The 23,687-nt window shown below is 71.4% G+C and carries 27 protein-coding genes; 15 read left to right on the plus strand and 12 right to left on the minus strand.

The genetic code is table 11. The annotated features are described in order from the left end of the window. Positions 1–2 precede the first annotated feature (2 nt). Positions 3–1,226 carry a phosphoserine phosphatase SerB gene (gene serB / locus ABZ860_RS02095; RefSeq protein ID WP_357213757.1) on the minus strand — a complete coding sequence of 408 codons (1,224 nt, stop codon included), beginning with the start codon at positions 1,224–1,226 and terminating at the stop codon, positions 3–5. Positions 1,227–1,424: 198 nt separating this feature from the next. On the opposite strand from serB, the gene ABZ860_RS02100 reads away from it, so the two are divergent. Together ABZ860_RS02100 and ABZ860_RS02105 are read left to right on the plus strand one after the other, a co-directional pair. Beyond that, on the plus strand, positions 1,425–2,159 hold the full coding sequence (locus tag ABZ860_RS02100) for a GNAT family N-acyltransferase (RefSeq protein ID WP_357213760.1): 735 nt from the start codon (positions 1,425–1,427) through the stop codon (positions 2,157–2,159). Continuing rightward, the gene (locus ABZ860_RS02105) at positions 2,156–3,082 is read left to right on the plus strand and encodes a lysophospholipid acyltransferase family protein (protein ID WP_357213763.1); all 927 of its coding nucleotides are present in this window, start codon (positions 2,156–2,158) and stop codon (positions 3,080–3,082) included. Before ABZ860_RS02100 ends, ABZ860_RS02105 begins: the two co-directional genes overlap by 4 nt. A gap of 70 nt (positions 3,083–3,152) precedes the next feature. Here the strand turns inward: ABZ860_RS02105 and ABZ860_RS02110 are convergent, their stop codons facing one another. Genes ABZ860_RS02110 through ABZ860_RS02120 form a run of 3 tightly spaced genes read right to left on the minus strand, consistent with a single transcriptional unit; the run spans position 3,153 to position 5,541 of the window. Beyond that, complete coding sequence (locus ABZ860_RS02110; RefSeq protein WP_357213766.1) at positions 3,153–3,734, minus strand: hypothetical protein; 582 nt, start codon at positions 3,732–3,734, stop codon at positions 3,153–3,155. Positions 3,735–3,775: 41 nt separating this feature from the next. Then, positions 3,776–4,882, minus strand: coding sequence for an S-adenosylmethionine:tRNA ribosyltransferase-isomerase (locus ABZ860_RS02115; protein ID WP_357213768.1), 1,107 nt, complete (start codon positions 4,880–4,882; stop codon positions 3,776–3,778). Further along, positions 4,879–5,541 carry an SDR family NAD(P)-dependent oxidoreductase gene (locus tag ABZ860_RS02120; RefSeq protein WP_357213771.1) on the minus strand — a complete coding sequence of 221 codons (663 nt, stop codon included), beginning with the start codon at positions 5,539–5,541 and terminating at the stop codon, positions 4,879–4,881. Before ABZ860_RS02120 ends, ABZ860_RS02115 begins: the two co-directional genes overlap by 4 nt. 125 nt (positions 5,542–5,666) lie before the next feature. Between ABZ860_RS02120 and ABZ860_RS02125 the strand changes: the two genes are divergently transcribed. The 5 genes from ABZ860_RS02125 to ABZ860_RS02145 all read left to right on the plus strand — a co-directional run bounded on the left by ABZ860_RS02125 (position 5,667) and on the right by ABZ860_RS02145 (position 10,162). Then, on the plus strand, positions 5,667–6,851 hold the full coding sequence (locus ABZ860_RS02125) for a GAF domain-containing sensor histidine kinase (RefSeq protein ID WP_357213774.1): 1,185 nt from the start codon (positions 5,667–5,669) through the stop codon (positions 6,849–6,851). Continuing rightward, entirely contained in the window at positions 6,848–7,471 is a 624-nt protein-coding gene (locus ABZ860_RS02130) for a response regulator transcription factor (RefSeq protein ID WP_182898095.1), read from the plus strand. Before ABZ860_RS02125 ends, ABZ860_RS02130 begins: the two co-directional genes overlap by 4 nt. Positions 7,472–7,572: 101 nt before the next feature. Beyond that, the gene (locus tag ABZ860_RS02135; protein WP_357213777.1) at positions 7,573–8,037 is read left to right on the plus strand and encodes a MarR family transcriptional regulator; all 465 of its coding nucleotides are present in this window, start codon (positions 7,573–7,575) and stop codon (positions 8,035–8,037) included. Between the two features lie 84 nt (positions 8,038–8,121). Beyond that, on the plus strand, positions 8,122–9,213 hold the full coding sequence (locus ABZ860_RS02140) for an FAD-dependent oxidoreductase (protein WP_357213780.1): 1,092 nt from the start codon (positions 8,122–8,124) through the stop codon (positions 9,211–9,213). A 40-nt stretch (positions 9,214–9,253) separates the two neighbouring features. After that, on the plus strand, positions 9,254–10,162 hold the full coding sequence (locus ABZ860_RS02145) for an LLM class flavin-dependent oxidoreductase (RefSeq protein WP_357213783.1): 909 nt from the start codon (positions 9,254–9,256) through the stop codon (positions 10,160–10,162). A 22-nt stretch (positions 10,163–10,184) separates the two neighbouring features. Here ABZ860_RS02145 and ABZ860_RS02150 read toward each other — a convergent pair whose 3' ends face one another. Further along, positions 10,185–10,916 carry a hypothetical protein gene (locus ABZ860_RS02150; RefSeq protein ID WP_357213786.1) on the minus strand — a complete coding sequence of 244 codons (732 nt, stop codon included), beginning with the start codon at positions 10,914–10,916 and terminating at the stop codon, positions 10,185–10,187. Between the two features lie 65 nt (positions 10,917–10,981). Here ABZ860_RS02150 and ABZ860_RS02155 point away from each other — a divergent pair, with 65 nt between their 5' ends. From ABZ860_RS02155 to ABZ860_RS02165, 3 genes are read left to right on the plus strand one after another with little or no spacing between them, the layout of a single operon-like run. Further along, positions 10,982–11,770: an ABC transporter ATP-binding protein gene (locus tag ABZ860_RS02155; RefSeq protein WP_079316427.1), complete on the plus strand. Its 789-nt coding sequence runs from the start codon at positions 10,982–10,984 to the stop codon at positions 11,768–11,770. Between the two features lie 59 nt (positions 11,771–11,829). Beyond that, positions 11,830–12,579, plus strand: coding sequence for a sulfite exporter TauE/SafE family protein (locus ABZ860_RS02160; protein WP_357214720.1), 750 nt, complete (start codon positions 11,830–11,832; stop codon positions 12,577–12,579). 18 nt (positions 12,580–12,597) lie between these two features. Then, positions 12,598–12,831 carry a hypothetical protein gene (locus tag ABZ860_RS02165; RefSeq protein ID WP_357213790.1) on the plus strand — a complete coding sequence of 78 codons (234 nt, stop codon included), beginning with the start codon at positions 12,598–12,600 and terminating at the stop codon, positions 12,829–12,831. Positions 12,832–12,864: 33 nt separating this feature from the next. On the opposite strand, the gene ABZ860_RS02170 is transcribed toward ABZ860_RS02165, so the two are convergent. The 3 genes from ABZ860_RS02170 to ABZ860_RS02180 form a co-directional block, all read right to left on the minus strand. Next, on the minus strand, positions 12,865–13,773 hold the full coding sequence (locus tag ABZ860_RS02170; protein ID WP_357213792.1) for a Rieske (2Fe-2S) protein: 909 nt from the start codon (positions 13,771–13,773) through the stop codon (positions 12,865–12,867). A 101-nt stretch (positions 13,774–13,874) separates the two neighbouring features. Next, complete coding sequence (locus tag ABZ860_RS02175) at positions 13,875–14,426, minus strand: HD domain-containing protein (RefSeq protein ID WP_357214723.1); 552 nt, start codon at positions 14,424–14,426, stop codon at positions 13,875–13,877. Positions 14,427–14,695: 269 nt separating this feature from the next. Then, positions 14,696–14,857, minus strand: coding sequence for a hypothetical protein (locus ABZ860_RS02180; RefSeq protein WP_159454860.1), 162 nt, complete (start codon positions 14,855–14,857; stop codon positions 14,696–14,698). A gap of 566 nt (positions 14,858–15,423) precedes the next feature. Between ABZ860_RS02180 and ABZ860_RS02185 the strand changes: the two genes are divergently transcribed. Beyond that, complete coding sequence (locus ABZ860_RS02185) at positions 15,424–16,281, plus strand: helix-turn-helix transcriptional regulator (RefSeq protein ID WP_357213794.1); 858 nt, start codon at positions 15,424–15,426, stop codon at positions 16,279–16,281. A 63-nt stretch (positions 16,282–16,344) separates the two neighbouring features. Further along, positions 16,345–16,551 carry a DUF397 domain-containing protein gene (locus tag ABZ860_RS02190; protein ID WP_357213796.1) on the plus strand — a complete coding sequence of 69 codons (207 nt, stop codon included), beginning with the start codon at positions 16,345–16,347 and terminating at the stop codon, positions 16,549–16,551. A gap of 188 nt (positions 16,552–16,739) precedes the next feature. Here ABZ860_RS02190 and ABZ860_RS02195 read toward each other — a convergent pair whose 3' ends face one another. Both ABZ860_RS02195 and ABZ860_RS02200 read right to left on the minus strand, forming a co-directional pair. Beyond that, positions 16,740–18,188, minus strand: a complete 1,449-nt coding sequence (locus ABZ860_RS02195) for a catalase (protein WP_357213799.1) — start codon at positions 18,186–18,188, stop codon at positions 16,740–16,742. 69 nt (positions 18,189–18,257) lie between these two features. Beyond that, the gene (locus tag ABZ860_RS02200) at positions 18,258–18,701 is read right to left on the minus strand and encodes a Fur family transcriptional regulator (RefSeq protein WP_357213801.1); all 444 of its coding nucleotides are present in this window, start codon (positions 18,699–18,701) and stop codon (positions 18,258–18,260) included. Between the two features lie 117 nt (positions 18,702–18,818). Here ABZ860_RS02200 and ABZ860_RS02205 point away from each other — a divergent pair, with 117 nt between their 5' ends. Together ABZ860_RS02205 and ABZ860_RS02210 are read left to right on the plus strand one after the other, a co-directional pair. Continuing rightward, the gene (locus tag ABZ860_RS02205; protein ID WP_357213803.1) at positions 18,819–19,907 is read left to right on the plus strand and encodes a CapA family protein; all 1,089 of its coding nucleotides are present in this window, start codon (positions 18,819–18,821) and stop codon (positions 19,905–19,907) included. A gap of 280 nt (positions 19,908–20,187) precedes the next feature. After that, positions 20,188–20,757 (plus strand): TetR family transcriptional regulator, encoded by a 570-nt coding sequence (locus ABZ860_RS02210; RefSeq protein WP_357213805.1) that lies wholly within the window; start codon positions 20,188–20,190, stop codon positions 20,755–20,757. A 57-nt stretch (positions 20,758–20,814) separates the two neighbouring features. Here ABZ860_RS02210 and ABZ860_RS02215 read toward each other — a convergent pair whose 3' ends face one another. Further along, entirely contained in the window at positions 20,815–21,210 is a 396-nt protein-coding gene (locus tag ABZ860_RS02215; protein WP_357213809.1) for a hypothetical protein, read from the minus strand. A gap of 163 nt (positions 21,211–21,373) precedes the next feature. On the opposite strand from ABZ860_RS02215, the gene ABZ860_RS02220 reads away from it, so the two are divergent. Beyond that, the gene (locus ABZ860_RS02220) at positions 21,374–21,913 is read left to right on the plus strand and encodes a tetratricopeptide repeat protein (RefSeq protein WP_357213812.1); all 540 of its coding nucleotides are present in this window, start codon (positions 21,374–21,376) and stop codon (positions 21,911–21,913) included. A gap of 217 nt (positions 21,914–22,130) precedes the next feature. Here the strand turns inward: ABZ860_RS02220 and ABZ860_RS02225 are convergent, their stop codons facing one another. After that, positions 22,131–23,567 carry a hypothetical protein gene (locus ABZ860_RS02225; protein ID WP_357213815.1) on the minus strand — a complete coding sequence of 479 codons (1,437 nt, stop codon included), beginning with the start codon at positions 23,565–23,567 and terminating at the stop codon, positions 22,131–22,133. Positions 23,568–23,687: the final 120 nt, after the last annotated feature.

A 23,687-nucleotide genomic window follows, 5' to 3' on the forward strand; every position in this document is an offset into this window, starting at 1 on the left:
TCTCAGGTCGTGGCGGACGGCATGCCGTCCTCGGCGTCGGCCGCCTCGACCTCCTCACGGGAGATGCCGAGCAGGTAGAGGATCGAGTCGAGGTAGGGCACGTTGACCGCGGTGTCGGCGGCCTGCCGCACGATGGGCTTGGCGTTGAAGGCGATGCCGAGCCCGGCGACGGCGAACATGTCGAGGTCGTTCGCGCCGTCGCCGATCGCGACGGTCTGGCTCAGCGGGATGCCAGCCTCGGCGGCGAAGCGCTCCAGCGCGCGGGCCTTGCCCGGCCGGTCCACGATCTCGCCGACGACCCGGCCGGTGAGCCGGCCGTCCACGACCTCAAGGGTGTTGGCGGCCGAGTAGTCGATGCCGAGGTCGGCCACGAGGGAGTCGGTGATCTGGGTGAAGCCGCCGCTCACGATCGCGAAGCGGTAGTCGAGCCGCTTGAGGGTCCGCACCAGCGTGCGCGCGCCGGGGGTGAGGACGACCTCCTTGACGACCTTCTCGAAGACCTCCTCCGACAGCCCTTCGAGCAGCGCGACCCGCCTGACCAGCGACTCGGCGAAGTCGAGCTCGCCGCGCATGGCCTCGTCGGTGACCCGGGCGACCTCGTCGAGGCATCCGGCGTGCCGGGCCAGCAGCTCGATGACCTCGTTTTGGATCAGCGTCGAGTCGACGTCCATCACGATGAGGCGCTTGGCGCGGCGGTGCAGGCCGCTGCGCTGCACGGCCACGTCCACCTGCTGCGCCGCCGCCTCCGCGGCCAGTTCCGCCCGCATCGCCTGGGGGTCGGCGCCGGACACGGCGAGCTCGATGCACGTCACCGGATAGCTCGACAGCCGTTCGATCCTGTCGATGTTGGCGCCGCTCGCCGCGATCCGGCCGGCGATCCCGGCCATGGCGGCGGGCAGGAGTGGCGCGCCCAGGACGGTGACGTGCAGCCGCCCGCGTCGCCGCTTCTCCTTGGAGGTCGTGCCGGTCGCGATCTCGAGGTCCATGTCGAGGTCGGCGGCGACCTGCTCGACGGCCGTCCACAGGCCGCCGATGGTGCCTCCGGTGCCGGTGGGCGGCCCTCCGGCGTACGCGACGAGCACGCCCAGGGTAAGGCGGCCACGGATGACGACCTGCTCCACGTCGGCCACGACGACCGGGAACCCGGCCAGTACGGAGAACAGCCGCGAGGTGACGCCCGGGCGATCCGGACCGGTCAGCGTGATCAGGAGCGTGCGCTGGTTCACGTTGTTTGAGGTTACTGCGCGGCTTGTCATGAGCGCGCACGAGGTTCACGATGCGGACGCCTTCATGCCCCCGCTCTGAGGCTCCGCTGTCATTTCCGCATGTCGTCATGGTGGTGGGCCGCGAAGCAGGCCAGGCCGGAACGTCCGCGCCGTCCGCCTCATCGTGGCCGGCACCCCCCGAGGAAGGACGCGACCCGCATGACGATCTCTCTGCAGTCCCCACACTCCCTTGGCTCCGGCCGCTACAGCGTCGGGCTCGCCGAGAGCGCCGCAGACCTGCGTGCCGCCCAGCGCCTGCGCTACGAGGTGTTCGCCGGGGAGATGGGCGCCCGGCTCGACTCCCCACTGAGCGGGCTCGACGCCGAACCGCTGGACGCGTACTGCGACCACCTGCTCGTCCGGGAGGGGGACACGGTGGTCGGCACCTACCGCCTGCTGCCGCCCCGCCGCTCCGACCGGCTCTACTCCGACTCCGAGTTCGACCTCGGCGCGCTGAAGGGCCTGCGTGGCGACCTGGTCGAGGCCGGGCGCACGTGCGTGCACCCCGACCACCGCAGCGGCACGGTCGTCGCCCTGATGTGGGCCGGAATCGCGCACTACATGACCAGCCGCGGGCACGCCTGGCTGGCGGGCTGCTGCTCGGTGCCCCTGGACGACGGCGGCGCGGTCGCCGCCGGTGTCGTCGACCGGGTCGAGCTGGGGCCCGAGGAGTATCGCGTCACGCCGCACACGCCCTGGCGCGACGCCGGGGTCGCCCGCCCCGACCGGTTCGTGCTGCCGCCGCTGCTGCGCGGTTACCTGCGGCTCGGCGCGTGGATCTGCGGTGCTCCCGCCCACGATCCGGACTTCGGCACCGCGGACTTCTTCGTGCTGCTCTCCATGGCCGACGCCGATCCCCGCTACCTGCGGCACTTCCTCGGGCAGCCGCGGTGAGCGCCGTCGCGCACCTGCCGGCGGCCTCCTCCGCCTGGCTGCCGGCGTCTCCCTGCGCGCCGGATGTCTGCCTGCGGGCGCAGGCGCGTACCGCCGGCCCCCTGCGGCGGGCCGCCCGCCTGACGGGCGCGGTCGCCGTGCTGCTCGCCGGTCTGCCGATCGCGCTCGCGCTGGGCCGTACGGCGCGGCGCGGGGCGGTCGCGACGCGCTGGTCGCGTCTGCTGCTGCGCGCCCTCGGCATCAGGATCGTGACGCGCCGGGGGTTCTCCTGCATCGGGGGTTCGGCGCGGGCGCGAGCCGTACCGGGGGAGGACGGGCCCGCCCTGCTCGTCGGCAACCACGTCTCCTGGCTCGACCCCCTGGTCATCACGGCGACCTTCACCTGCCGCCCGCTGGCCAAGGCGGAGGTGGGCAGATGGCCGATCGTCGGCTCGCTCGCCGCCGGGGGCGGCGCGCTGTTCATCGACAGGGACAGGCTGTCCGCCCTGCCGGGGGTCGTCGCGGACATGGCCGCCGCGTTGCGGCGCGGTGAGAGCGTGGCCGCCTTCCCCGAGGGCACGACGTGGTGCGGACGCGAGATGGGACGCTTCCGGCCCGCGGTGTTCCAGGCGGCGCTCGACGCGGGGGTGCCCGTGCGGCCGGTGGCGCTGCGGTTCACGGAGGGCGTGGGGGCGCATGCCGCGCCTTCCACCCGGCCGTCCTACGTCGGGGACGACACGCTGCTCGCGTCCGTCCTGCGGATCGTCGCGACGAGGGACCTCGTCGCGGAGGTGACGGTCTTCCCCGCCGTACGGCTGGACCGTCCGGCCGCGTACGGCGGGCCGGTTCACCGGAGGGAGGCTCGGGCGGCGCTGGCGCGGATCGCCGAGGCTCAGGTCAGGACGGGGCTGGTGGAACCCGAGGAGCAGGCCGTGGCGGCCTGAAGGACTGCCGGACGATCGGGGGCGCCTGCCCGGGGAGACCGGGCGGGCGCCGTGGACGGATGGACGGATTTCAGCGGGTGATCGTGCTCTTCGACTTCACCCAGCCGATGCTGTCGCCGAACTCGCTGAGCAGTTCCCTGGGATCGGTGTTCGTCGACGTGTCGACGACCGCGCCGCCGAAGTAGCCGTAGAGCTTGCCGCGGGCGGACCCGCTCACCTGGGCCTTCGCCCAGAACGTGTAGCTCCTGCCCTGCTTGAGACCGGGCAGCACGCACAGCGCGCGGGTCCGCTCCCGGGTGCAGTGCTCGTGGTAGTTGGAGCCGTGCGGGACGTAGATCCGGGTCTTGGTGACGTTCTTGGGGAACTTGACCGCCAGGAAGATCTCGTCGGTCCTGGTCCTGAGCTTGTTGACGAGCTTGACCTTGAACGACACCACGCGCCCGGCACGGACGCTGTAGGGAAAGCTGACCTGGATGCGGACGGGCGCCGAGGCCGCCGTGGTCGCCGTGGTCGCCGCTGACGCCGCGACCGCCGTGGACGAGGTGGACGCGGCCGACGTCGCGGCGGAGGCGGGCGCGCCGGACGCGACCAGCGCGCCCGCGGCCAGTGGCACGGCCAGCAGCGCGGTCGGCTTGCCGATGGGGGTACGCATGCGGTCAGCCTTGACGATCGAGGTCACGGTTGGATCACGTATCAGAGGATGAGATGGCTGTCGCCGAACTCGTGCCAGAGGTAGCCCTCCTCCAGCGCCGCCTCGTACGAGCGGGCCAGCACGCCGGTCCCGGTGATCGCCGACAGCATCATCAGGTGGCTGGAGCGGGGCTCGTGCAGGCCCGTGACGAGGCCGTCCACCGCGCGCACGCCTCCCGCCGGGGTGACGACGTGCGAGGTCCAGCCCGACGCCGCCCGCACCGTGCCCGGGGCGGAGACGTCGAGGGCGGCGGTCTCCAGAGCCCGTACGACGGTCGTGCCGACGGCGATCACCCGGCCCCCGTGCGCGCGGGTGAGGTTCACCAGCCGTGCCGTGTGCGGGGAGACCGAGAACCACTCGGGGTAGGGCGGTTCGTCCTTCTCCGGAGACGCGACCCCGGTGTGCAGCGTGATCGGCGCGACGCCGATCCCCCGGCTGACCAGGGCGGTGACGAGCTCCGGGGTGAACGGCCGGCCGGCGCTGGGCATCTCCGCGCTGCCCGGCTCGACCCCGAAGACCGTCTGGTAGTCGGCGAGCGGCCAGTCGCGCCCCACGTAGCCGTACCGGATGGGCACGCCGTGCGCGGCGAGGTAGGACAATACGTCGCGGTCCAGATGGGCACGCCACAGGCGCGGCGTCTCCTGCGCCAGCAGGCGCAGCGTGGCCCCTCCCGGCAGCGGCAGCCACTCGCCGGGCGCGGCGCCGGAGTAGGGCTCCGTCGCCGTCGCCGTACGGCGACGCAGCTCGACCAGCCACTCGCCGGACGCGAGGCGGCCGGAGAAGTGGACCGCCAGCCGGTCGAGCCGCACCGCCGCGGGCAGGGTGGCGGAGTTGTTGACCACCAGCAGGTCGCCGGGGGACAGCAGCGACGGCAGGTCGGCGAAGACGTGGTGACTGACCTCCCCGGTGTCGCGGCGGGACGCCAGCAATCTGACCTCGTCGCGGCGCAGCCCGCGCGCCTCCGGCGGTTCGTGCGCCTCCAGCGGCGCCGTCAGCGCGAACTCGAACGACCCTCGCGCCCCGTACGGCCGGATCGCCGGGCCGGGGGCGGTCGTCGCGGGGGGCTCGGTCCGGGCCGGGACGGTGGTGTGAGGGTCCCGGGCGCTCATTCGAGCTCTCCCCGGGTGAAGCGGCCCGGGCCGGGGCGGGCGCCCACGAGGCGCAGCAGAGCCGGGACCACGCTCTCGGGCGGCGGCGCCGCCCCGGCCTCCTCCGGGCCGACGGCGTCCGCCAGCATGCGGGTGCGCATCTCGCCCGGGTCCACCCACCAGACCGCCACGTCGGGCTCCTCGGCGGCCAGGACGTTCGACACCTGGTCGAGGGCGGCCTTGGTCGCGCCGTAGCCGCCCCAGCCCTCGTAGGCCTCGACGGCGGCATCGGAGGAGATGTTGAGGATCGCGCCTCGCCGCTTGCGCAGCGCCGGCAGCGTCGCCTGCGCCAGCGCGAGCGGCGCGATCACGTTCGTCTCGAACAGCGCGCGCAGCGCGTCCAGCGGATAGTCGGCGAGCCGGGGCAGCGGGGCGGGGCCGAGGCCGCTCGCGTTGTTGACCAGGAGGTCCAGCTCGGGCACGGACTCGGCGAGCCTGGCCACGTGCGCCGGGTCGGCGACGTCTCCGGGGATGGCCCGGGCGCCGAGGTCGAAGGCCGCCGACATCAGGTCCTCCTCGCCTCGCGCGGTGAGCAGGAGCGACCAGCCGTCGGCGGCGAGCGCTTTGGCGAGAGCGAGTCCCAGCCCTCGTGACGCTCCGGTGATGAGTGCGTGCTTCATGCGCTTCACGCTAGAAATCGGCACGTCAGGCGCACATCGGGCCGAGGTCCGGCCGCCCCTCGGCAGTTGGGTCTAGGTCCTGCGGCCGACGCAGCCCACCCGCCGAGGGACCTAATCTGTGTTCCGTGTCCGAGCCTGCCGACCCCGCCGCCGCCTCCGCGCGGGACCGCGACGCGGTGCTGCACGCGGTCAGCTCGGCCGTGCTCGCCGTCACCCGTCACCTGTCGGTCCGCGAGGTGCTCCAGGTGATCGTGCGGTCCGCGGCGCGGCTGCTCGACGCGAAATACGCCGCGCTCGGCGTGCCGGACGACGACGGCGCGTTCGCCGAGTTCGTGGCCGAGGGCATCTCCGACGAGCAGTGGGCGGCCATCGGGCCCACCCCCCGCCAGCACGGCATGCTGGGCGCGATGCTCCGTGAGGGGACGCCGGTGCGGCTGCGCGACATCCGCAGGGACCCCCGCTTCGAGTGGTGGCCGAAGGCCCACCCCATCCTCAAGGACTTCCTGGGTGTGCCGATCACGGACGGCGACACGGTCCTCGGGATCATCTTCCTGTCCAACAAGCGGACGCCCGGCGGGTTCGACGAGGCCGACGAGGAGCTGCTGACGTTGTTCGCGGCGCACGCCGCCATCGCGATCACCAACGCCCGGCTGTACGAGCGGGGGCGCGAGCTCACGGTCGTCGAGGAACGCACCCGGATGGCCCGCGAGCTGCACGACGCCGTCAGCCAGAAGCTGTTCTCGCTGCGGCTGACCGCGCGGGCCGCCGCCGCGCTCGCGCGTACGGACCCCGAGCGGGCGGCCGACGCGATCGAGCGGGTCGAGCGGATGGCGGGAGAGGCGCTGACCGAGCTGCGCGCGGTGATCGTGGAGCTGCGCCCGGCCGAGCTGGACCGGCACGGCCTGGTGGAGAGCCTGCGCAAGCAGGCGGCCCTCCTCGACCGCCTGCACCCCCTGACGGTCTCCTTCACCGCCGAGGGCGAGCCGCCGGGCGACCTCGACCGCGACCGCGAGCTGGCGCCCGAGATCGAGGTCGCCGTGCTCCGGGTCGCCCAGGAGGCGTTGCACAACGCCGTACGGCACGCCAGGGCCGCCCGCATCGACGTACGGCTCGCGCACCGGGAGGCCGCGCTGGTGCTCGAGGTGACCGACGACGGCGTCGGGTTCGACAGCGCCGGGCTCAACGGGGCAGGAGCGCGCGGGCTGGGGCTGCTGTCGATGAGCGACCGGGCCCAGGCCGTCGGCGGCACGCTGACGGTCTCCTCCGCGCCCGGCCGCGGCACGACCGTACGACTGGAGGTGCCCGCGTGATCCGCGTGCTCATCGCCGACGACCACCCCGTCGTACGGCAGGGCCTGCGCACGTTCCTGGAGATCCAGGAGGACATCAGCGTCGTGGGGGAGGCGGCCGACGGCGCCGAGGCGGTCGAGATGACCGGCGCGCTCGCCCCCGACGTGCTGCTGCTCGACCTGAAGATGCCGGTGCTCGACGGCCTGGGCGCGCTCGCGGAGCTGTCCGGCCGGGATGTGCGGGTGATCGTCCTCACCTCGGTCAGCGACCGCGGCGACGTGGCCCCGGCCATGCGGGCGGGCGCGGCCGGCTTCCTCTACAAGGACGTGGACCCCGGCGCTCTCGTCCAGGCGATCCGGGCCGTGCACGGCGGGCAGGTCCTGCTCGCGCCGGAAGCCGCCGAGGCGATGCTGGCCGGCCCGGCCGACCGCGAGCAGGACGGGGCGGGATCCGCGCTCACCGACCGGGAACGCGAGGTGCTGCGGCTGCTCGCCGCCGGCCGTTCGAACCGCGAGATCGCCCGGGAGCTCGTGGTGGCGGAGAAGACCGTGAAGACGCACGTCTCCAACGTGCTCATGAAGCTCGGCGTGCAGGACCGCACCCAGGCCGCGCTCTACGCCGTACGCCACGGCCTCGCCTGAGCGCCCGCCGGCTCGCCCGGCGCTCCCGGTGCGTGAGCCCGCGTGCTGTCCGGCCTCGCCCGAAGCGGTAGTTCGCCGCACGAATTGGTTACTCTGGACCGGTGAGCAAAAATGCCGACGGCCAGATCGGGACGGTGGCCGCGCTGGTGCGGTCCACGTTCCTGGTGAACGCCGTGTACGCGAATTCCGCCCGTGAGTACGGCCTCACCCAGCAGCAGGGCCAGTTGTTGTGCGTCCTGATGGCGCAGCCCTACGGCATGAGCGAGCTGGGTGCGACGCTCGGTCTGGCCAAGTCGAGCCTGACCGGCCTGGTGGACCGTAGCGAGCGCCACGGACTGGTCCGGCGCACGCCCGATCCCCAGGACTCCCGTGCGGTGCGGGTGTCGCTCACCAGGCAGGGCGCCAAGCTGGCCGACGAGTTCTACACCGAGACCTGCCGCCGTGTCGAGGAGCTGACCTCGGGGCTGGCGCCGGCGGAGCGCGACACGCTCGCCGCCCTGCTCGGCCGTGTCGTGTCGGACAACGAGGTCCCCAGCGTCTTCATGGAACCGGACTCCGTGCGCTGAATCCGAGAAGGGTTGCAGTTCGTGGCACGAACTAATATGGTTCGTAGCACGAACTGCAGCCATTCTTGGATTGGAGCGTGAATCATGAGTCGTACGGTCGTGGTCGTCGGCGGAGGTTACGGTGGTTCCGCGGTCGCCAAGGCGCTGGACGCCGAGGCCGACGTCGTCCTCGTCGACCCCCGGGACGCGTTCGTCAACACGGCCGGCTCCCTGCGGGCGCTGACCAAGCCCGACTGGGCAGGCGCCATGTTCTTCCCCTACGACCAGTGGCTCAGGCGCGGCACGCTGGTGCGCGAGCGCGTGGTCTCGGCGGACCCCGGCGGCGTCACCCTGGCGTCGGGCCGGCGGATCCAGGGCGACTATCTGGTGCTGGCCACCGGCTCCAGCTACACCTACCCCGCGAAACCCGCATCCGACTCCATGGACGAGGTCGTGGAGGATCTGCGCCGGACCCACAAGGAACTGGCCGGCGCCGAACGGGTGCTGATCCTCGGCGCCGGGCCGGTCGGCTTGGAACTGGCCGGCGAGATCAAGGAAGCCTGGCCGCACAAGCACGTGACCGTCGTCGATCCCGCGGAGCGACTGCTGGCCGCCTTCCCCGAGGAGATGCGCAGGGAACTTCACCGCCAGCTCGACGAGCTGGACATCCACCTACGGCTGGGCACCGGCCTGACCGCGACTCCGCCGACCGAGCCCGCTCGGGCGGAGACCTTCACGGTCACGACGACCGGTGGGGAGGAGATCACCGCCGACATCTGGTTCCGTGCGCACGGCGTTCAGGTCAACAGCGACTACCTCGCCGACGGCCGGCTGACGACGCGCAACCAGCGGGGGCAGGTTCCCGTCACCGACACCCTCAACGTCCGCGGATACGAGCACGTCTACGCCATCGGCGACATCACCGACGTCCCCGAGGCCAAGATGGCCGGGTACGCGATGCAGCACGCCGAGGTGGTGGCCCGGAACATCCTCGCCCAGATGCGCGGCGAACGGCCGGAGGCCACCTACCAGCCGCTGCCCCACCCCATGATCCTGCTCCCGCTCGGCCCGCGCGGCGGCGTCGGCCAGTTGCCCTCCCCGGAAGGACCGGTCGTCGTCCCGGCCGAGACCGTCTCGGCGTACAAGGGGGCCGACCTGTTCACCAGCCGCTTGACCGAACAGTTCGGCGCCGCCTGACATGAACGACACGCCTGTCCGCACACAGAAAGGCAGAACGTTGACCGCACAAGACGTCGTCTTCGGTTTCGGCGCGCACTCCGTCGTCGACGACATCCCCGAGCTGTTGCGCATGGTCCAGCAGGCCGACCGGGACGGGCTCGACATCTTCACGTTGTCCGACCACCCCTACCTCGGCGGACGTGTGGACGCCTACGCCGCGCTCGGCTTCATCCTGGGGCGTACGCGGCACATCGCCGGCTTCGCCAACGTCACCAACCTGCCGACCCGGCCCGCTCCCATACTGGCCAGGATGGTGACGTCGTTGTCGGCGCTGTCGGGCGGCCGGGTCGTGCTCGGCATGGGCGCCGGCGGGTTGTGGGATCGCATCGCCGACATGGGGGTGCCGCGGTTGACGCCCGGCGACGCCGTGGACGCCTTCGAGGAGGCGATCGTCCTGGTCAAGCTGCTGTCGGGGGGTGGTCCACCGGTCACCTACCAGGGCAAGCACTACCAGGTGAACCGGATCGAGCCGGCCCCCGTGCCCGCGCCACCCGTGTGGACCGGATCGGTCGGCCGCAAATCCCTGGCCGCCACCGGCCGGGTGGCCGACGGCTGGATCCCCGGCCACGCGGCCGACTGGCTCAGCGAGCGCTACCGGGACTCGCGTCCGATCATCGACGAGGCGGCGGCGTCCGCCGGTCGCGATCCGAGCGAGATCCGCACGGTCTTCAACTTCCCCGGGCGGATCACCGACCGGCCGCTGCCCGCCACCCGCGACGCCGACGGCCGCTGGATCGGCGGTTCCGTCGCCCAGTGGGTCGAGGAGCTGACCGGCGCCGTGCTGGAGCACGGCGCGTCGGGCTTCACGCTCTTCTCCGCCGACCACGGCGCGCCCGACCTCACCCTCCTGGCCCGCTGGGCCCAGGAGGTCGTGCCCGCCGTCCGCGAGGCGATCGCGAAGCGGTGAGCCCGGTCCGGGCGCAGGGTGGTCAGACCTGGGACTCCACGATCGCGTTGTGCGCGGCCACCCTGGCCCGCCGTACGGCGCGGTCGAGATCGCGCAGGGCCTGCACGCGCACGGCGACCTGTCCGGAGGTGAGCCCCCGCTCGTCGGCGAGGCGGAGCGCGGCCGACAGCCGGGCGGCGAGGGCGCCGACCCGGTGCGCCCTGCCGGGATAGCCGGGGGCGAGGGCCTCTCCCGCGCGGTCGAGCGCGTCCGGCGCCGGGAAGCCCTGCGCCGGGCCGCCCACGCCGAGCAGCGCCTCGGTGGCGGCCATCATGGCGGTCCGCAACCCCTGCTCCGCCTCGGCCAGCGACGGCACGTCGGGCGGGACCGCCGACGCCTCGGCCACGGTCCAGCGGATCCCGGAGTACGACGAGCCGCGCCGGTCGGCGGACGGCACGAGACCGAGGCACCGGCCGGACAGCACGGCCACGACGGCCTGGCCCGCGTCGATCGCGGCGCCGTTGAAGGCGGGCGGGCCGGTGAGCCCGAGCGGGTCGCCGGGCACCGGCAGGGCCAGCCGGAACGCGCCGAGCCCCTCGATCCGCCGGTCGACGAGGTAGGCGAGCAGGGGGGTCTCGACGCCATCCGCCGCCACCACCTGAGGCCCGGCCTCGCGCTCGACGCGGTCGAGGGCGTGCTCCAGGCTCACGTGTCCCCCGAGCCAGGCGTTGCCCCAGGCGACGAGCGTGGCAGAGATCGGTGAATCGATGCGCACCCGATCCACGATATGTGGTCGGACTGCCATAGTTTTATCTCAGCGAACCACGGGAGGGGGACCACATGGGCGGTCAGGTGCTTCAGCTTCAGGACGTGGCCGTCCGAAGGGACGGCGCCGCCCTGCTGCGCGGCATCGACTGGAGCGTCAGGGAAGACGAGCGCTGGGTGGTGATCGGACCGAACGGCGCGGGGAAGACGACGCTGCTCCAGGTGGCCGCATCGCTGCTGTTCCCGTCCGAGGGCTCGGTGGAGATCCTCGGCGAGCGGCTCGGCCAGACGGACGTGTTCGACCTGCGACCGAGGATCGGCCTGGCCAGCGCGGCCCTGTCGGAGCGCATCCCGCCGGACGAGAAGGTCATCGACCTCGTGCTCACCGCGTCGTACGCAATCCTGGGCCGGTGGACGGAGGAGTACGACTCCCACGACGTCACCCGGGCGGTCGAGCTCATCGACCAGCTCGGCTGCGCCCATCTGATCCGGAGGCGCTTCGGCACGCTCTCGGAGGGCGAGCGCAAGCGGGTGCAGATCGCCCGGGCGCTCATGCCCGATCCCGAGCTGCTGCTGCTCGACGAGCCCGCCGCCGGGCTCGACGTGGCGGGCCGCGAGGACCTCGTACGCCGCCTCGGCGCGCTGGCCCGGGACCCGAAGTCGCCCACGATGGTGCTGGTCACCCACCACGTCGAGGAGATCCCGGCCGGGTTCACCCATGTGCTGCTGCTGCGGCACGGCTCGGTCGTCGACCAGGGGCCGATCGACTCGGTGATGACGCCGGAGAACCTGTCCGCGACCTTCGGCGTGCCGCTGCACCTCGACCGCGGACAGGAGGGCCGCTGGTACGCCCGTCCCCTCTGACCTCCACGCGGAGGCCGGCGCCTACCCTTGGCGGATAGCCGTACGAGGGAGAGGTGCGTGTGACGCCGTGGGAGGCGGCCGCGGTCTTCGCGGCCGGTGTCGGGGCCGGGGCCATCAACGCCGTCGTGGGATCGGGGTCGCTCATCACGTTCCCGACGATGCTGGCCGTCGGCTTCCCGCCGATCGTCGCGAACGTGTCCAACAACGTCGGGCTCGTCCCCGGCGGCGTGACCGGGGTGCTGGGCTACCGCGCGGAGCTGAAGGGCCAGCGTGAGCGGCTGCTCCGGCTCGGCGTCGCGTCCGTGATCGGCTCGCTCGCCGGCGGGGTGCTGCTCCTGCGCCTGCCCGCCGAGGCGTTCAAGGTCATTGTCCCGGTCCTCATCGCGGTCGCCTGCCTCCTGGTGGTGTTCCAGCCGAGGATCAACGAGTGGCTGGCCGTACGGCGCAGGCCGCACCCCCACGGCGGGCCGTGGCTGTGGCTGGGCGTCCTTGGCGCGGGCATGTACGGCGGCTACTTCGGCGCCGCCCAGGGCATCGTGCTGATCGGCCTGCTCGGCAGCTTCCTGGACGAGGACCTGCAACGGGTGAACGCGGCGAAGAACCTGCTGTCGCTGCTGGTCAACGCCACGGCGGCGGTGTTGTTCGCGTTCATCGCACCGGTGGACTGGGCCGCCGTGCTGATGGTCGCGCTCGGCTCGGCCTCCGGCGGCTTCCTCGGCGCCCGCCTGGGCCGCCGGCTGCCCGCACCCTTGCTACGGGGATTCATTGTTGTCGTCGGAATCGTGGCGATAGTGAAGCTGGTGTCCTGAAAGGGTATATCTGCCCTTGTGAAGGGCGACCGGGTGGAGATCGTCATCGATGCGGGGGGAACCCCGCGCACCTACGAGGTGGTCGCGACCAGGGCGGGCCGCCGGATCGAGATCACGACGGGCCGGGGCGTGGTCGAGGTCAGCGAGGTCACGCGGGCGGGCACCGCCGTCCGCACCGCGAGGTTCATGTCCAACCGCGTCCTCGCGCTGGTCGAGCATCCCGCCGACGACCGCGGCCCGGACACCGGCTGACCGGGTCCGGGGCGCGGAACGCTCAGTGCGGGGTCACTCCGCGGGACGGACCTGGATGACGCCGTCCTGCCGCAGCCGGGTCTGGAAGGCCGGCTGGCGCGACGTCGCTGGACCGTGCATGACCCGGCCGTCGGAGATGCGGAACGCGCTGCCGTGCCACGGGCAGACGATGCACGCCTGGCCCTCCTCCATGGCGACCCGCCCCTGGTGGAGAGGGCCGGCGAGGTGGGAGCAGTTGTCCGCCAGCACGCTCACGTCGTCGCCGAGGCGCAGGACGAACAGGTCGATGTAGCCGAGCCGCCGCCGGACCGGGCGTCCGTTGGGCAGGTCCTTGAGCGCGCACAGGTCGTGCCAGCCGAGCGGCATGAGGTGGCCGACCGACTCCGCGTGGTTGGCCCCGGCCGCCTGACGGTAGGACATGTGGCTGCCGAGGTGCGCGCCCGCGGAGGCCGCCGCGAGACCCGCGTACGCCAGCATGCGCCCGGCGCGTTCGCGTCCGGTTATCCGTAAGAAAAGAGAGCCCGTGTAGCAGAGCGCGGCGGTGGCGTTGGTCATGGCGTGCACCAGGCCCACGCGCTGCTGTTCGCGGTGGAGGGTGGACCAATCGGTGAGGCCCGCCGCCACGGTGGGAAGGGCGGCGCCCAGTCCCGCCAGGATCAGCGTCCGCGCCGCGCGTGGGCCCGTCTTGGTCATGTCCACCACGCTCGCCGACAGCCAGCACCCGAAGGTCGTCACGGCGAGCGCCGGGTGCAGCGGGTGTCCCATGGGCACGCCGTGCAGGACGTCTCGAAGCTTGCCCGGGCCGAGTCTGCGGCGCACTTTCTTGGATATGACGCTGATCGGCCGGTCGAGCGCGGTGGCCCGCTCGAGCCCGTCGAGGAGCTCTGCCGAAGGGACCCTCCGTGCCGTCCGGCCCGCACGCGGCCTGGTCGTCTCTTCCATGTCTCGCCCCCTAACACGGGATCACGTACCCCCGCGTCACAGCTGTGAACATGGACAGGCATGAGACGGTATATGCGAGTTTCGGGCTGGCTCGCTCCCGGTCAGGGCGCCAGGTGACCGCGGGCGATCGAGCCGGCGACCAGCTCCGCGGCGTACTCGCCGAGCGTGGGCGACCCCTCCTCGATGAGCCGCACCTTCTCCATGACCTGGCCGGCCGTCACCTTGTAGAGCGACCAGGTGCCGCCCTCGTTGTGGTGATTGGCGATGATCGGCGCGAGCCGGTCGAGCGCCCTGGCGAACCTCGCCTCCGGTGTGCGCCGCTCCTCGAACTCGTCCCACAGGGTGCGCAGCCGCGTCCCCTGGTCCTCCGGAAGCAGCCCGAAGATCCGGTCGGCCGCCGCGCGTTCGAGGGCGGCCTGGCCCTCCACGGCGACGGGGTCGTAGATGAAGGCGTCACCGGCGTCGATCTCCACGATGTCGTGGACCAGCAGCATCGCGACCACCCGGGACATGTCGGTTCCCGGGGGCGCGTGCTCGGCCAGCGTCATCGCCATCATGGCCAGATGCCAGGAGTGCTCGGCGTCGTTCTCCCGGCGCGAGCCGTCGATCAGCGAGTTCCGGCGGATGACGCGCTTCAGCTTGTCGATCTCCATGTGGAAGGCGAGCTGAGACTGCAGCCGTTCGTGGATGAGCGCGGTCGTCACCCGCGCAAGCCTAACCGGTCACGATCAGTTCGTCCCCGATCCGGCGCCGTGTGCCGACAGGTAATGCAGGCCGTTCTCCCGTCCGGCGACGCGTGGTCGTACGGCGTCGGGACTGCGCGCAGCGGCAGGAGGCCGCGATCTTCTTCGCCCACTCCGGCGCCGCCTCGCGGGAGGGCAGGTCGTGCGCCGGTGACATCGTCGAGGTGTTCCTCGGGGCATCAGACGGTGAAGAGGCGGCCGACCTCCTCCAGTTCGCGTACGAGGTCGAAGCGGGGGTCGCGGTAGTGGCGGGCGCCGAAGCCGGTGCGGCTCACGGTCCATTTGAGTTCGCGTGCCCACCTGTCCTGGTCGGCACACAGCGCCAGGTCGGCCATCGTCATCCGGCTTTTGATGAGTGATAACCAGGCGGCACCGGGGGGATTCACCAAGAGACTCCTTTCGGATGGGTGCCCAGTGGAGATCTCGTCGTCCTGAATTCGTCGTAAGGAGGGCGCGTTCCACCCCCGGAACGGCCCATTCGGTGTCCGCTGCTCGTGCGATGCGAGCGCCGGCGACGCCGGCCGAATGTCGAAATCCCGCTGGCCCGGATGCCTCCCGTTGTCACACGCATCCGAAGCGGCCGGCGCCCCTCGCCGGGCGCGTGCCCCGGATGGGGAAGTGGGTCTCGGAGTATTTCGCCGGCGACCGCCGGCGCCCCCACACTCCGGAAGACCCTTCCCGCATCGATCGTGACCCAGGACGCAATGCCCTGCAATACTTGACGAAAAGAAATCCGCAAGAATCTTGTGCGGATACGCTGCAAATCACGGTGCAAGTTGCACGAGCGGGCGCGGTAATCTTTCGGACAGGGCGCCCCTCACCCGCGCGCCCGATCCGCCAGGGCGCGCCCACCATCCGTGCGTCCACCGCAACCACCGGATTCACCGGATGAAGGAGGTCGGCAGGGGTGCCCGAGCACGGCAGTCCCACCGTCCGCCGCCGTCGGCTGGGGCAGGAACTGCGCCGGTTACGCGAGCGCGCCGATCTGACGGGCGACCAGGTCGCCGCCCGGCTCGGCTGGTCGGCAGCGAAGATCAGCAGGATCGAGACGGCGCGCACCTCGCCTCGCACGAGCGATGTTGAGGCACTTCTGGTGATCTACATGGTAGATTCCCGCCAACGCCAAGAGCTGCTTGCCCTGCACCGGGACGCGACCCGGAAGGGCTGGTGGGAGGATTATCGCGACTCCCTGCCCAAGGAATACACGACGTTCCTTGGCCTGGAGGCCGAAGCCACGGCGGCACGCGACTGGGAACCCCAGGTGGTGCCGGGCCTGTTCCAGACAGAGGCGTACGTCCGAGCCATGATGGAGAGCGGGCAACGGAGCACCCTTGAGCTGCCGGGCGGCGTCCGCAGCCGGATCGAGGTCCGGATGGCGCGCCAGCAGGCGGTTCTCAGGGCGGAGAGCCCGCTGGCCATCTCGGCCGTTCTGGAGGAGTCGGTCCTGCTGCGCCGGTTCGGCGACCACGAGGTGATGCGGGAACAGCTCAGGCGGTTGATCGAGGTGTCGGAGTTGCCGAACGTCGATTTGCGGATCCTTCCGCTCGACGCGGACCACCCGATCAACACCGGGGCGTTCTGCCACCTCAAGGTGCCAGAGTTCCATGACGTCGTGTACCTGGAGGCACTCCTGGGCGGGCGTCTGGTCGAGGACGAGGCGATCGTCTACCGGTACGAGGTGGCATTCGACTACCTGGAGACGAAGGCTCTCGACGTGGACGACTCCCGCAGGTTCTTGGAGAAAACTGTCCGTCACTGGCGTTGAGCCAGCTCTAGACCGCCCCGGGAACCCGCGCGAAATGATTTCCGGGGAAGAGAAAGATTGTCCATGAACTCGATTGACCTGTCCGGTGCCGTCTGGTGGAAGAGCAGCCGGAGCTCTAACAACTGCCAGTGCGTGGAAGTGGCCGTGCTGCCCGACGGCCATGTGGGTGTGCGCGACAGCAAGAACCAGGACGGTCCCGCTCTCGTTTTCACCTCCGCGGAATGGGACGCGTTCATCGGCGGCGTGAAGGACGGCGAGTTCGACCTCTGACGAGTTCGGCCCTTGCCGAATTCGGCCTTCAGTGAGTCCGGCCTTCGACGACCCGGCCTTCCGGGAGGCGGGTCGGGCCGGCATTTCGACCTCGGAAAACGGCGCCTGCGGGCGCTCGTGACGACGGTCGCGGACGCGCGTACGGCCCGCGCCCGGAAAGGCGCGAGCCGTACGTGAGGGGAAGGGGGTCAGGCGACGCCGAGCCCCTGCGCGACGCGCTGGCCGAGGTCCTTGTGGATGTTGGTCCAGTAGTCGACCACGCGCTTCTTCATGTCGGCGGTGACCTCGGGCGCCGAGGCGTGGCCGACGATGTTGCCCACCATGTGGTCGCGGTCGACCTCGGAGAGCACGTTCTCCCACAGCGCGCGCGGCTGGACGTAGTCGTCGTCCTCGCGGTGCCTGACGTGGGCGCTGCGGATGATCTCACCGGTGACGCGGTAGTTCTCGCCGTCGTAGAGCGACGGGTCGGCGGCGGGGCCGTCGACGCTGTTCGGCGCGTAGACCGGGTCGCCCGGGTTGCGGTAGCGCATCTGGCCGTCGCGGTTGTAGCTGTGCACCGGCACCTTCGGCGCGTTGACCGGAAGCTGCAGGTAGTTGGGCCCGATGCGGTAGCGGTGGGCGTCCGGGTAGGAGAACAGCCGGCCCTGCAGCATCTTGTCGGGCGAGGGCCCGACGCCCGGCACCAGGTTCGCCGGCTCGAAGCCCGCCTGCTCGACCTCGGCGAAGTAGTTCTCCGGGTTGCGGTTCAGCACAAACCGGCCGATGGTGATCTCCGGGTAGTCGGAGTGCGGCCAGACCTTGGTGAGGTCGAACGGGTTGAACCGGTAGTCGGCCGCGTCCGCGAACGGCATGATCTGCACGTTGACCTGCCACGCCGGGTGGTCGCCGTTCCTGATGGCGGTGTGCAGGTCGCGGATGTGGAAGTCCGGGTCCTCCGCCACCAGCGCCTTGGCCTCGGCGTCGGTGAGGTTCTCGATGCCCTGCTCGGTCTTGAAGTGGTACTTGACCCAGAACTTCTCGCCGGCGGCGTTGTACCAGAGGAAGGTGTGCGAACCGAAGCCGTGCATGTGCCGCCACGAGCGCGGCGTGCCGCGGTCGGTCATGAGGAACGACACCTGGTGGGCCGACTCGGGCGACAGCGTCCAGAAGTCCCACTGCATGTTGTTGTCACGCGTGTGGGTGTCGGCGCGGCGCTTCTGCGAGTGGATGAAGTCGGAGAACTTCGAGGGGTCGCGGATGAAGAAGATCGGCGTGTTGTTGCCGACGATGTCGTAGTTGCCGTCCTCCGTATAGAACTTGATCGCGAAGCCGCGGGGGTCGCGTACGGTGTCGGCGCTGCCCAGCTCTCCGGCGACGGTCGAGAACCGCAGGAAGAGCTCGGTCTCCCTGCCCTTCTGGAACAGTGCGGCCTTGGTGTACTGGCTGACGTCCTCGGTGATCCGCAGCACGCCGTAGGCGCCGCCGCCCTTGGCGTGCACCACGCGCTCGGGAACCCGCTCCCGGTTGAAGTGGGCCATCTTCTGGATCAGGTAGTGGTCCTGCAGCAGCAGTGGGCCGTTGGGACCGACGGACAGCGAGAACTCGTCGCTGGGAGCGGGAATCCCGGCGTCAGTGGTGGTGATGGGCCTATGGGTCATGGGGCTGTCCTCCGGGGTCACTTCGTGGAACTGCGTGCGGAAAGGCGACGGAAAGCAGGGCCGCGAGGCTCAGGCGCGGGCGGACTCGGGCTGGGCGCTGCCGGTCTCGGCCCGGCACGGGGGGCACAGGCCCCAGTAGATGACGTCCGCCTCGTCCACCAGATAGCCGGAGTCCGACACCGGCTCCAGGCAGGGCGCGTGCCCCACCGCGCAGTCGACGTCCGTGACTCTTCCGCAACTGCGGCAGACGAGGTGGTGGTGGTTGTCGCCCACCCGCGTCTCGTACCGCGTCGGGCTGCCCGCGGGCTCGATGCGGCGGAGCAGTCCGCCGCGCTGCAACGCGTTCAGCGAGTCGTAGACGGCTTGCAGGGACACCTGGCCGACCCGTTCGCACACACCGCGATGGATTGCTTCCACGTCGAGGTGGTCGCCTCCGCCCACGGTCTGCATGATCGCCAACCGGGCCGCGGTCACCCGCAGTCCGGCCTGGCGAAGGCGCCCGGCGTCGTCCACAGCCCCACGTTAGCAGCAAACTTGAATGATTCAAGTAAAGGAACTCTCCCAGTTATTTGCCCCTGGATCTCCCACGGGCTCCCCGGATCCCGGTGGAAGATGGCATGCTCGGGTGCCGTGAGACGTCAGCCCCTCGCCCTGTCCCTGTTCGCCCTCCTCGCGGCTCCCCTCCTCGTCGCGGGGTGCAGCCCGGCGGAGAGCGAGCCCGTCCCCGGCGCGTCGCAACCGGAGGTCAAGACCGCGACGCCGTCGCCCAAGCCGCAGCGGCGGCCCTTCACGATCTCCTTCGCGGGCGACGTGCACTTCGAGGGCGTACTGCGAAGCCGGCTCAACGCCGACCCGCGTACGGCGCTCGGCCCGATCGCCGCCGTGCTGCGCAGGTCCAACCTCACCGCGCTCAACCTCGAGACGGCCATCACCACCGGTGGCACGCCCGCCCCGGGCAAGCAGTTCACCTTCCGCGCCCCGGCCGCGGCGTTCACCGCACTCAAGGCCGCAGGGGTGGACGTCGTCACGATGGCCAACAACCACGGCATGGACTACATGGAGAGCGGCCTGCGGGACACGCTCGCCGCGATCAGGTCCTCGAAGTTCCCCGTCATCGGCATCGGCGCGAACGAGACCGAGGCGTACCGGCCCTATCGCAGGACGGTCAACGGCAACCGGGTGTCGATCATCGGCGCGACCCAGGTGCTCGACGAGCAGTTCATCCAGGCGTGGACCGCCTCCGGCGACAAGGGCGGGCTCGCGTCCGCGAAGAACGAGCCCCGCCTCCTGCGTGCCGTACGGCAGGCCCGCAAGAACTCCGACACCGTCATCGTGTTCCTGCACTGGGGCACCGAGCTGGTCAAGTGCCCGACGCCGGTGCAGCGGAGCCTGGCGGACAAGCTCGTGGCCGCGGGAGCCGACGTGATCGTGGGCAGCCACGCGCACATCCTGCTGGGCGGCGGTTACTCCGGCCAGGCGTACGTGCAGTACGGCCTGGGCAACTTCGCGTTCTACAACTGGGGCCCGGACACCGGGACGACCGGCGTGCTCACCCTGACGATCAACGGCAGGAAGGTCCTCAAGGACCTGTGGACCCCCGCCCGAATCAACGGCGGCGTGCCGATTCCTGTGACGGGCGGCGCCAGGCAGCAGGCGCTCGGCGCCTATCGCGCGCTGCGCGGCTGCACCGGCCTGTCGGCCGCACCTGCCGACTCCTGACGCTGTGCGACGGGATTCTTGCCGCATTTCAGACGACTGGTCGATAAGCGCTGACCACGGCGCGTGAAACAGGCAAGATGGGTGAGTGTCCAGCCGCTACGTGAGGGAAGCAGGCGGCCCCTCTTTCGCCGTCGAGCACTGTGCTGCCGTTGAGACCTGTGCCGCCGTCGAGAAACGGGGCCGTGGGGGTGGTGAGGGGATGTCGCCGCGCTCGTCGCGTCCCGGTGAGCCGCTGCGGCGGCGTCCTTCGCAGCGTCGCAGCGCCCGCAGAGTGGAGCGGATGCTCGACGCCTGCGCCGAGTTGCTCGACGAGGGCGGATACGACGCGCTGACGACCACCCGGGTGGCCGAGCGGGCCGGAGTGGCGATCGGCTCGGTTTACCAGTTCTTCCCGGACAAAAGGGCGCTCAGCCAGGCCCTGACGCGGCGCAACGTCGAGTTGTTCGTCGCACGGGTCGGGCGTCGCTTCATGGTGGAGGACTACACCGGCTGGTGGGACGCCGTCGACGCCATCATCGACGAGTACGTCGAGATGCACCGCAGTGTGCCGGGGTTCCGCTCGTTGCACTTCGGCGAGGTCTTCGATCTCGACCTCCTCGACTCCGTGGTCGACAACAACACCGTGATCGCCGGACGGCTGCGCGCGCTGCTGCTCGCCGAATTCGGGCTGGCGGACAGCGAGGATTTGGACCGTGCCATAATCGTCGCCGTCGAAGCCGGGGACGCGGTGCTGAAGCTCGCCTTCCGGCACGACCCGCACGGCGACCCCGGAATCGTGGCCGAGGCCAAACAGCTCGTCCGCGGATATCTGTCCCGTCAGCTCGCCTCCGCCGTCTCGCGACCCGGGTAACGACGGGCGTCCTCGCGGTGCGGGGCGTATCCGTGACGGCGCACTCGTGCGGGCGGCTCACTCGCGGGGGCGGCCGGGCTCGCCCGGTGCCTGCGGGCCGGTTACGGCGCGCGGAACGCCGATCGAGGGCCACAGCCCCGGTGCGGTGCCTTGGACGTAGGCGGTGTTCTGCCACGACCTGGTGCGGGTGCGCGGCGGTATCGTCAGCTCCCGCATGTCGTCCTCGTCCGTCAGGCGCGGCTGGCCCTTCCCGGTCGTGCCGGTGCGGCATCGCAGCGTCGCCGCCGGCTCGACCTTCAACTCCATCATCTGCAGCTTGGCCTGCAGCCGGGCCAGCTCGGCGCGGGCCTGGTCGAGCGCCTCGTACTGGGCCGTGACGAAGCCGGCGAAACCCGGAACCACGGCGGCGAGCACCGTTGTGGAGGCGAGAGTCAGTATCACCCGCTTGGACATGCTGTAACGCTCCTCGCCGAGCTTCGATTGGCACAGGCGTGGTGCAATATGCCCGACTATCTGCCGAGAAAAGCGCATAGTAGCCAAACGTGTACTAATTGTTGCTTCGGCAATGCCTGGTGTTGCCCTGCGAAAACAGGCCGGGATCGGTAGCCTCGGCACTGTGGCACATGTGACAAATGAGCAGGTGGACCGACTGCTCGAACAGGCCCTGCTGCTCGATGACCACGGTGCCCTCGCCCGCCGCCTCGACGTGCTGGCCCAGGGGTACGAGTCGGGAGAGATGTCCAGGGCGGCGATCATCGTGCTCGCCGCGGAGGAGTGGCGCCAGGCGGGTCAGCCCGCGACCGCCCTCGACCGTTACCAGAGCGCTCTGGAGGACGGCGGGGAGGTGCCGGTGGACCCGCGTGCGGGCATCGCCGACACTCTGTTCGAACTCGACCGGCCCGATGAGGCCAGGGCGATGATCGCCGCGATCAGGTCGGGGGACTGGAACCCGGCCACCGCGCTGACCGTCGCGGAGACGCTCGTGGCGTACGGCGACCTCGACGCGGCGCACGAGTGGGCCACCGACGGCATCCGGGCCTGCGGCGCGACGGGGTCGGGCATCCGCGACTCGCTGCTGCGCACCCGCTACCGCATCCGGGTCGATCTCGGCCTGCCCGAGGACGACCTCGACGCCCTCCTCGACGTCTCCCGCTGACTCCTCTCGGCACCCGGCCACGGCTGGGGGCCTCCACCGGGCCAGGTGGTGTGAGGGCATGTGAAAAGGGGCCGTGCGTCACGGCCCCTTGGTCACGTTGTCTTCGGTTTCGCTGTCTTTCGCTGTTCTTCCCTGTCTTCGGTGGCGGCCCGGTCGCCGAACCCGGGCCGTCGGCCGCAAGGCCGCCGTCCTTGCGCGTCGTACGAGGGACGAAGGGTTACGGCAGGAGTCTCTTGCCGGTCGCCGTGGCGAAATCGGTCACCGAGCGCGTGCCCGTCGCCTTGGTGAGGGCGGCAGGAGCGGTGATGTCACCGTTCTGCTGGCGCGAGGCCGCCTTGGGGTACTCGCGCGGCTGCAGCCGCGGCACGTGCCGGCCGTCCGCCGCGTCGGGCTGCACGCCCGCGGCGGTTCCCCGCCCAGCCGCGTCGTCGTGCCGCTGACGCTTGTCCTTGGCCCCCTTCTTCCGCTCACCCTCCGCCAGGGAGGTGTTGCGCGTGCCTGTCATGGGGCGGCCGGCCTGACCCGCCTGCGGGGCCGCCTGGCCGGCGGCCTGGTTGGCGGCCTGGCCGGCGGCCTGGGCGGGCGCCATGGCCCCGGGCTGCTTGTGGGGGTGCGCCTTGCGGTGGCGGTGCTCCTTCACGGGGAAGGTCTTCGTGCTCTGCTCATGGCCTGATGCGGCGCTCTGCGAACTGGTGCTGTGGGACACGCCCTCGGGTGCGAGAGCACCCTGGGTGCCCTGGTTCCGCGCCTCCGGCTTCTGGCCCGGGGCTTGTGCCTCCGGCTTCTGGCCCGGGGCTTGTGCCCCCGGCTTCTGCGCCTCCGGCTTCTGCACTCCCGGCTTCTGCACTCCCGGCTTCTGCGGAATCGAGCCCTGGGCGGAGTCGCCCCGGGACGCCGAGCCCGCCGGCTCGTCCTGCGGCCTGGGGTGCCGATGGCTCTTCTTCGGATGCCCCTGCGCGACGGGGTGCTCCCGCTCCTGGGCGGACGGCGCGGTCCGCAGTGCCTGCGGCGCGCAGGCGTTCGCGGCGCTGGGCTTGGCGGGTGCGACGGCGAGGAGGGGCACGGTGCTCCTGGCCGGGAACAGGGTCTTGGCGTCCGCCACGGGGACGGCGGGCGCGCGGCGCGGTTCGGAGACGGCCGTCGCGCCGGCCACGGCGTTGTGCACCGGAGCGCCGACCGCCTTCGCAGGCGCCGAGAGGGTCGTGGCATCGGCGGGAAGCGTCTTCGCGCCCGCCGGTGCGGGCAGCGCCGCCGCGCCCCCGGGGACGGCCTTGGCGGCGCCGGGCACCGTGCCGGCCACCGCGCCGGGTGCCGGAGCGGGCATCGCGCCGGGTGCCGGAGCGGGCATCGCGCCCGGCAGCGTACGGGGACCCGGCACGGCCGGCAGCGCAGCGGGGCCCGGGACGGTACGGGTGACCGCGGCCGAGCCGGTGGGAAGCGAGTTGTGCCCCTGCCCGGCGGCCGCTCCGGCCGCGTCGGCGATGCTCAGCACGCCCGCCGCCGGGGCGAGGGCGGTCAGCCCTCCCGGCAGGTCGCGGCCGGTGACGTCGTGGCCGGCGACGCCGCGGCCCGTGACGTCGTGGCTTTGGGCCCGGCAGGCGTCGGCCAGCGCGCCGCCCTTCGCCATCGCCGGGCCCCCGGTCAGCCAGCTCACTCCGGCAGTGACCGCCGCAAGCGCGACGCACCGCCCTCGAATACTTCGTGATGTCCTGGACATCCACGTCCCCCTGATCGCGTACGGTAGTCCGACGAACGCCGAACGTAGCAGCAAGGG

It is taken from the genome of Microbispora sp. NPDC046973 (assembly GCF_040644495.1).
Lineage (GTDB): Bacteria > Actinomycetota > Actinomycetes > Streptosporangiales > Streptosporangiaceae > Microbispora.

What these genes read in the sequence shown, in the direction of transcription:
- ABZ860_RS02210 (WP_357213805.1), top strand. Translation starts at nt 20,188, where the DNA reads ATGCTCGACGCCTGCGCCGAGTTGCTCGACGAGGGCGGATACGACGCG.
- ABZ860_RS02190 (WP_357213796.1), top strand. Translation starts at nt 16,345, where the DNA reads ATGAACTCGATTGACCTGTCCGGTGCCGTCTGGTGGAAGAGCAGCCGG.
- ABZ860_RS02110 (WP_357213766.1), bottom strand. Translation starts at nt 3,734, where the DNA reads ATGCGTACCCCCATCGGCAAGCCGACCGCGCTGCTGGCCGTGCCACTG.
- ABZ860_RS02180 (WP_159454860.1), bottom strand. Translation starts at nt 14,857, where the DNA reads ATGACGATGGCCGACCTGGCGCTGTGTGCCGACCAGGACAGGTGGGCA.
- ABZ860_RS02140 (WP_357213780.1), top strand. Translation starts at nt 8,122, where the DNA reads ATGAGTCGTACGGTCGTGGTCGTCGGCGGAGGTTACGGTGGTTCCGCG.
- ABZ860_RS02120 (WP_357213771.1), bottom strand. Translation starts at nt 5,541, where the DNA reads ATGAAGCACGCACTCATCACCGGAGCGTCACGAGGGCTGGGACTCGCT.
- ABZ860_RS02115 (WP_357213768.1), bottom strand. Translation starts at nt 4,882, where the DNA reads ATGAGCGCCCGGGACCCTCACACCACCGTCCCGGCCCGGACCGAGCCC.
- ABZ860_RS02100 (WP_357213760.1), top strand. Translation starts at nt 1,425, where the DNA reads ATGACGATCTCTCTGCAGTCCCCACACTCCCTTGGCTCCGGCCGCTAC.
- ABZ860_RS02170 (WP_357213792.1), bottom strand. Translation starts at nt 13,773, where the DNA reads ATGGAAGAGACGACCAGGCCGCGTGCGGGCCGGACGGCACGGAGGGTC.
- ABZ860_RS02195 (WP_357213799.1), bottom strand. Translation starts at nt 18,188, where the DNA reads ATGACCCATAGGCCCATCACCACCACTGACGCCGGGATTCCCGCTCCC.
- ABZ860_RS02215 (WP_357213809.1), bottom strand. Translation starts at nt 21,210, where the DNA reads ATGTCCAAGCGGGTGATACTGACTCTCGCCTCCACAACGGTGCTCGCC.
- ABZ860_RS02175 (WP_357214723.1), bottom strand. Translation starts at nt 14,426, where the DNA reads ATGGAGATCGACAAGCTGAAGCGCGTCATCCGCCGGAACTCGCTGATC.
- ABZ860_RS02155 (WP_079316427.1), top strand. Translation starts at nt 10,982, where the DNA reads ATGGGCGGTCAGGTGCTTCAGCTTCAGGACGTGGCCGTCCGAAGGGAC.